Source organism: Cohnella phaseoli, from assembly GCF_003386235.1.
Classification (GTDB): domain Bacteria; phylum Bacillota; class Bacilli; order Paenibacillales; family Paenibacillaceae; genus Cohnella; species Cohnella phaseoli.
This window is the reverse complement of record NZ_QRDZ01000067.1, coordinates 1-5,639: the sequence shown is the minus strand read 5'-3', so window position 1 is coordinate 5,639 and position 5,639 is coordinate 1. Positions and strand designations below refer to the sequence as shown.

Below are 5,639 nucleotides of genomic sequence, written 5' to 3'. Positions count from 1 at the left end.
CACTTGTATATTAGAAATAGTTCGTCGTGTGGTATCCAAATTCCTTTAAAATTTATGAAAAAGTCTCCCTATTTTCGGGAGACCTAAGTAGTAACGAAAAACCGTACAAAGCAGCTCGAATCAGACCTAAGCGACGGACGTTTGTTCGAAAAACCGTACAAAGCGACCAAAATCAAAGGATCGTATGTCACTTTTGTATCGAACATCTCAAGCAACTTTGCCAATGAGACAGCCCTTAAAGCAGCCGACCGCGCTACAGCAAATTAATATAAAGTCCGCCGAGAACGGTCCGGTTCTGGAATCCGGTGTAACGCGAATATTTTACCTGATGAGGTGTCGAGCTGTAATACCAGTCGGTGATCGGCACCCGCTCGACCGTCTCGCTGATGAAATCCCAGATAGACTTGTACAGCCGCTCGCTGTATTCGCCGTTATCCGTAAACACCGTCGTCCATGCCAGCCAATCGAGCTTGGTATAATCCGAGCGCGAATCCAGCGGCAGGCCGTAGCGGTTCATTTTTTGGCTGTACAGCCGGATTTCGCTTTCATATACCTCTTGGTCGAACAGACCGATCCCCAGCAGCTTATCCCATACGATGTTGTACTTGATGCTCCAGGAGTCCGGCTGATCGAAGGCCAGCAGAGAGCCCTCTTCCTTCCGGGCTTCCGCACTCCATCTGTCGGCCATTGCCTGTGCGGCCCGGACATACTTTTCCTCTTGCACAAGCTTGCCGTACGCGCCCAACGCTACGATCGCCTTCATGCTCAAGTTGCAGTTGTGGGCAAGATGTCCGGCAAAATCGTCCGTGCACAGCTGGTTGCCCGGATCGTACCCGAACTCCGTTAAGTAGTCCGCCCACTTGTCGAGCAGCTCCTTCTCCTTCAGGGCAAATTCGTTCGAGCCTTCGTAGCGGGACAGCGCCGCCACCGACAGCAGCATATTGCCGCATTCCTCGACCGGCATTTGATCTTCCAGCTTATTATCGCCGTACACTTGACCGTTGCACAGCGGATATTGCCCACAGTCGTGCGGAGCAAAATCGAACTTCCAAGCGTCGGAGCGCGCATATTTCAGAATCGGGCGCAGCATTCCTTTGACCAGCTCCGGATTGTACTTCAAGAATAGCGGGATCGAAGGATAAGTGACGTCTAATGTAGCGATACAGCCGTTGCTGAAGCATTCCTTGGACAGGAACAGGGCCTCGTCTTCGTGCAGCACGAGCTTATGAGCGGCGATTGTTTGCCGATAGGCCAGAGCCGCGATGTCCGCATAATAGCGGTTCACTTTCGCCGTTTCGCCGTTAAGCTTCTCCTCGAACTCCGACGCGAGAGATCGAACCTGCTCGAAGTCGGATACGGCATGCTTCAGCATGTTGTCGAACGTTCCGTACTCCTTTTTGTAATACGCGTCGATTTGCTCCCCGAAATATTCGATCGACTTGATATCGTCATAAGCGAGGCAGATCGTGTCGGAGAGCTTGTCGCTGATCAGCGCGATGCAGCGGTACTCGCTGGCGGGCAGCGCAGTTTCGCCTTCGGTATCCACACGGACGACTTCCTTGTTGGCCAGAAAATGATGCCGTCCGTCATAGTCGGATACGAACGCCCCGGGATGCGCGACATGAAGATAGCCCCAATCGATGCGAATGTGGTCTCCGCTGGCGTTAAGCGGCTCCTGCTCCGCATTGCCGCAATAGACGGAATCGGCGCCGCGGCGGAAGACGACCTTCTGATCCATCGTGTTGATGCAGCATTCGCCGGAAACGTCGAAATACACTTCAATGTTGTGCTCTTGCCCATCTCTGATCGCAATGTCGTACGTGATGTAAGAGGCCGGGCGAGACAGGATGTGAAGCTGATCCGGGAGCAGAGGTGTCATGAATTTCAAGGTCAACTCGACCTGTTCGTTGGCAAAGGTGTAGATCGTGGTTAGCGGCTGTATTTCCACTTTGATTTGCGGGATGACCTGCGGTTCTGCATAATAGCGTTCTCCGAAGGCTTCTACTTTTCCCATGAACCGGTACGTTACGCCATCGATCTTGATCAAGCCGAGCATGCCGTTGCGCTGTCCCGTCCAGTGGCGCGTATGGTCGTCATATAGATGGTCTGCGAACGACCAGATGCTGAAATACGGATCTACGGTTATCAGAGGAACTGCCGAGGGTCTGAAGCTCATTCGATCATCTCCTGTTTTAATTGATTCACATATAGTATACTGACGTCGATGACGGCAAGGGATAGATAAAACCGATGATCAAATGAGGAAAATGCGCATGAGGGAAGAAATATACCCATTTCGGGAAGCAGCGTCCGGATCGTTCGGATTACACTTCGAGCTGGCCGGAAAATCGTTTTGCGACGGGACTTACCGAATCGTAAGACCCCGTTCTACGGTAAGCAGCATCGAGTACATTATTCGGGGGCGGGGAACGGTTATCATCGATTCCCGGGAGTTTTATCCGAAGGCCGGCGATACGTATTTTCTGCATCAAGGTCATGATCATTTATACTACTCGGACAAGGACGATCCTTGGATCAAAATTTGGGTTAACGTCAGAGGAGATTTATTGACGGATTTGATTCGTAGATACGGGCTGGAAGGCTGTTATCACATCCCCGACTTTTACTCTATGAACTACTTGCAGCAAATCGTCCATAACGCGCAAACGAACGACGGCAATTCCGTGCTGAATTGCACCTTGACCGTTCACGAACTGTTGTTCAAGCTGAGCGAGCATCTGCGCCCGCCGGTCGTACAATCGGATGCGATGAAGCTGAAAGCCTACCTGGACCATCGCGTGGCGGAAAATGTGTCTTTGGCGGAGCTGGCCGCGTTGATCGGCAAGTCTGAGTCGCAGACGATACGCTTGTTCAAGCGTCAGTACGGCGTCACGCCCTATCACTATCATCTTCAATTGAAGCTGGAATTTGCCCAGAAGCTGCTCAGAAGCACGGGGATGCCTGTCCGGGAGGTGGCGTCGCATCTTTCCTTCGCGGACGAGTTTTATTTCTCCAATTTATTTAAGAAGAAGCTGGGGATGTCGCCAAATCATTTTCGCAAGGCCAAATGAGAAGTAGTTTACAGTTTGAGCCGCTTTTTATGTGGTAATATAGACCATATAAGCCTACGAGGAGATGAGACTGTGACAATCAAAGAGGAATTGAGAGGCAAAAATATTATCATCCCAGACAATCCGGTATCGAATTTTCTGTTTAACAACACGAGATCGGGACTGCTGTGGCTCGTTGTTCGTCTGTACTTGGGTTATGCGTGGCTGAATGCCGGCTGGCACAAAGTAACGAATGACGCTTGGGTCGGCAGCAATGCGGGTAAAGGGCTGGAAGGCTTTATAAATGGCGCGCTCGGCAAAGCAGCGGACGGTAAAGACGTAACCGGCTGGTACGCAACGTTCCTTGAAAATGCCGTTCTACCCAACGCCAAAGTGTTTTCGTATATGGTCGCTTTCGGAGAAGTGTTGGTCGGCCTCGGGTTGATCCTCGGTTTGCTGACGGGCGTGGCGGCATTCTTCGGCGCCTTCATGAACGCGAGCTTCCTGTTCGCAGGAACGCTTAGCACGAACCCGCTGCTGTTTATTCTCGCCACATGGATCGTGCTTGGCTGGAAAGTAGCCGGCTGGTACGGCTTGGACAGATGGGCGCTGCCGCTGCTCGGTACGCCGTGGACCCGCAAAAAGTCGGGCTGACCGAACGTCGGCCGAAGACCATAATCTAGTTGCCGCTCCTGCGCGGCTCAGCTTTACGAGAAACCTCGGTCATGGAAGTGACCGGGGTTTTTTTGCGTTCTGCACCGTAGGTTAAAAGCTTGACTCTCACGTATACTGGAGACTATATAATTATTTTCGGGGGGAGGCATATGCTTGATATACAGTATCGGACAGTTGGCGAAGAAGACAAATATATCCATTCGGACGCTGAGATATTATGATGAAATCGGGCTGCTGAAGCCCGCCAAAGTAGCCGATTCCGGCTATCGCTACTATTCGAATGAGGAGATCAGAGTGCTTCGGCATATTACGGCTCTGAAAGAGCTGGGGTTTACCTTAGCGTCCATCAAGGACTTGCTGTCTACCGGGAAGGATGCTCAGGAGGACCGCTGGAGAGCCTATCTGGAATTTGAACTGGCGGCCATCGCAGAAGAGAAGCAACGTCTGGCAGAGATGGAGATGCTGCTGCAGACGGCAAGACATGCGTTTGAAATGAACGGGCAGGTCGAATCGGAGGACATCTTTCTGTTCATTCGGGCATTGCGGTCCCCGGCGGAGATCAGAGACAAGTTTCTCGCTCAGAATTTTGCGGATCATGAAATCGAGATCATTAAGAGCTTGCCGGACTTGAGTGCGAACGATCCCCGAAGTATGGAGTGGGCCAAGCTGGTCCGGAAGGTCAAGGAGCACATTCACGAACCTCCTTCCTCGGATATTTCCCGGCAGCTGGCTGCGCAAATAGTAGAGCTTTCATTGGAATGGTTTCACCAGGACGAAGCGCTTCTTGACAAGTACTGGTCTATGATTCGTCCCGAGGAAGGCAAGGAAACGAAGGTGTTCGGAATGGACGCCGAGGTCATGGATCGCATCGATCTGTTAGTCGACGGGTATTTGAAGCACGAACAGGAGGAGGCCGAGAATGGCGGAAAAAGCAGTTAAACTCATCAGCGAGACGAGAGCGTGGACTTATGTCATTTTGGGCGGATTATTGGAAATTGTATGGGCAAGCGGCTTCAAGTACGAGACTATTCCGAGCATTGTCGTTCTTGTCTCTCTGCTCGCCAGCTTCGATCTGATTATTCGGGCGACCAAGGTGCTGCCGGTAGGTACGGTATACGCCGTGTTTGCGGGGATGGGGACTTTGGGCACGACGATTGTGGAAATTGCGATGTCCGGCGGTAATGTTAGCGCGTTGAGAATTGTGTTTATCGTTACGCTTCTGGCGTGTATTATAGGGTTGAAATTATCGAGTAAAGGCAGTGAAGCGTAATGGACTGGAGCTGGCTCATTGCTGCGGGATTGTTGGAGGTAGTCGGGGTAATTGGAATTAAACGCGTGGCGCAAAATAACAATTGGACGAATAACCTCATCCTTATAGGCGGATTCATCATCAGTTTTCAGCTGCTTATAAGAGCGATGGAAACGATACCTCTGGCGACGGCCTATGCCGTGTGGACGGGGATTGGCACGGTCGGCGCGGCCGTTGTCGGCATGCTGTTCTTCAAGGAGTCGAAAAGCTGGCTGCGGATCGGCTGTATCCTTGGCATTATTTTCTCCGTCGTCGGACTAAAGATGGTCAGCTAGCGAGGGCGACGATTGAATGCAGCAATTGGAGGGGCGATGGGGCGGAGTTTGGATGCTCGCAGCAAAATCGATGTTCGCTTAGATTGGCAGGTATATGATCAGGCGGTTGCGGAACGCGACCATTCCGTTTAAACTTGCCGAAAATGGTGAGGCAGCTGAGTTAAAGCGGCTTCTCCGCTCTATTTTCAGTGAAACGGGAAAAACAGTGATTTTAAAGCGGATTCCCCCCTTTAATCTCCACAGCCCCCTAATTCAGTTGGAGTCCTCCACCACGAAAATGTACACTTAGTACATGAGGAGGATGAGCGCAGTGGGAAAAATGTCTGAACA

General features: G+C 51.5%; 6 protein-coding genes. 5 read left to right on the top strand and 1 reads right to left on the bottom strand.

Annotation, left to right across the window (positions count from 1 at the left end):
* Positions 1–253: 253 nt before the first annotated feature.
* Positions 254–2,176: a glutaminase domain-containing protein gene (locus tag DFP98_RS38485; protein ID WP_116065951.1), complete on the bottom strand. Its 1,923-nt coding sequence runs from the start codon at positions 2,174–2,176 to the stop codon at positions 254–256.
* Positions 2,177–2,273: 97 nt separating this feature from the next.
* Here DFP98_RS38485 and DFP98_RS38480 point away from each other — a divergent pair, with 97 nt between their 5' ends.
* From DFP98_RS38480 to DFP98_RS38460, 5 genes are all read left to right on the top strand, one after another.
* Positions 2,274–3,071, top strand: a complete 798-nt coding sequence (locus DFP98_RS38480; RefSeq protein ID WP_181918204.1) for a helix-turn-helix domain-containing protein — start codon at positions 2,274–2,276, stop codon at positions 3,069–3,071.
* 72 nt (positions 3,072–3,143) lie between these two features.
* A complete protein-coding gene (locus tag DFP98_RS38475) occupies positions 3,144–3,704 on the top strand; it encodes a DoxX family membrane protein (protein WP_116065949.1) in 561 nt (186 codons plus the stop codon).
* A gap of 174 nt (positions 3,705–3,878) precedes the next feature.
* Positions 3,879–4,664 (top strand): MerR family transcriptional regulator, encoded by a 786-nt coding sequence (locus DFP98_RS38470; RefSeq protein WP_246017223.1) that lies wholly within the window; start codon positions 3,879–3,881, stop codon positions 4,662–4,664.
* On the top strand, positions 4,645–4,995 hold the full coding sequence (locus tag DFP98_RS38465; protein WP_116065948.1) for a DMT family transporter: 351 nt from the start codon (positions 4,645–4,647) through the stop codon (positions 4,993–4,995). Before DFP98_RS38470 ends, DFP98_RS38465 begins: the two co-directional genes overlap by 20 nt.
* Complete coding sequence (locus tag DFP98_RS38460) at positions 4,995–5,309, top strand: DMT family transporter (protein ID WP_116065947.1); 315 nt, start codon at positions 4,995–4,997, stop codon at positions 5,307–5,309. The genes DFP98_RS38465 and DFP98_RS38460 overlap by 1 nt, the downstream gene beginning before the upstream one ends.
* Positions 5,310–5,639: the final 330 nt, after the last annotated feature.

What these genes read in the sequence shown, in the direction of transcription:
- DFP98_RS38485 (WP_116065951.1), bottom strand. Translation starts at nt 2,176, where the DNA reads ATGAGCTTCAGACCCTCGGCAGTTCCTCTGATAACCGTAGATCCGTAT.
- DFP98_RS38480 (WP_181918204.1), top strand. Translation starts at nt 2,274, where the DNA reads ATGAGGGAAGAAATATACCCATTTCGGGAAGCAGCGTCCGGATCGTTC.
- DFP98_RS38465 (WP_116065948.1), top strand. Translation starts at nt 4,645, where the DNA reads ATGGCGGAAAAAGCAGTTAAACTCATCAGCGAGACGAGAGCGTGGACT.
- DFP98_RS38460 (WP_116065947.1), top strand. Translation starts at nt 4,995, where the DNA reads ATGGACTGGAGCTGGCTCATTGCTGCGGGATTGTTGGAGGTAGTCGGG.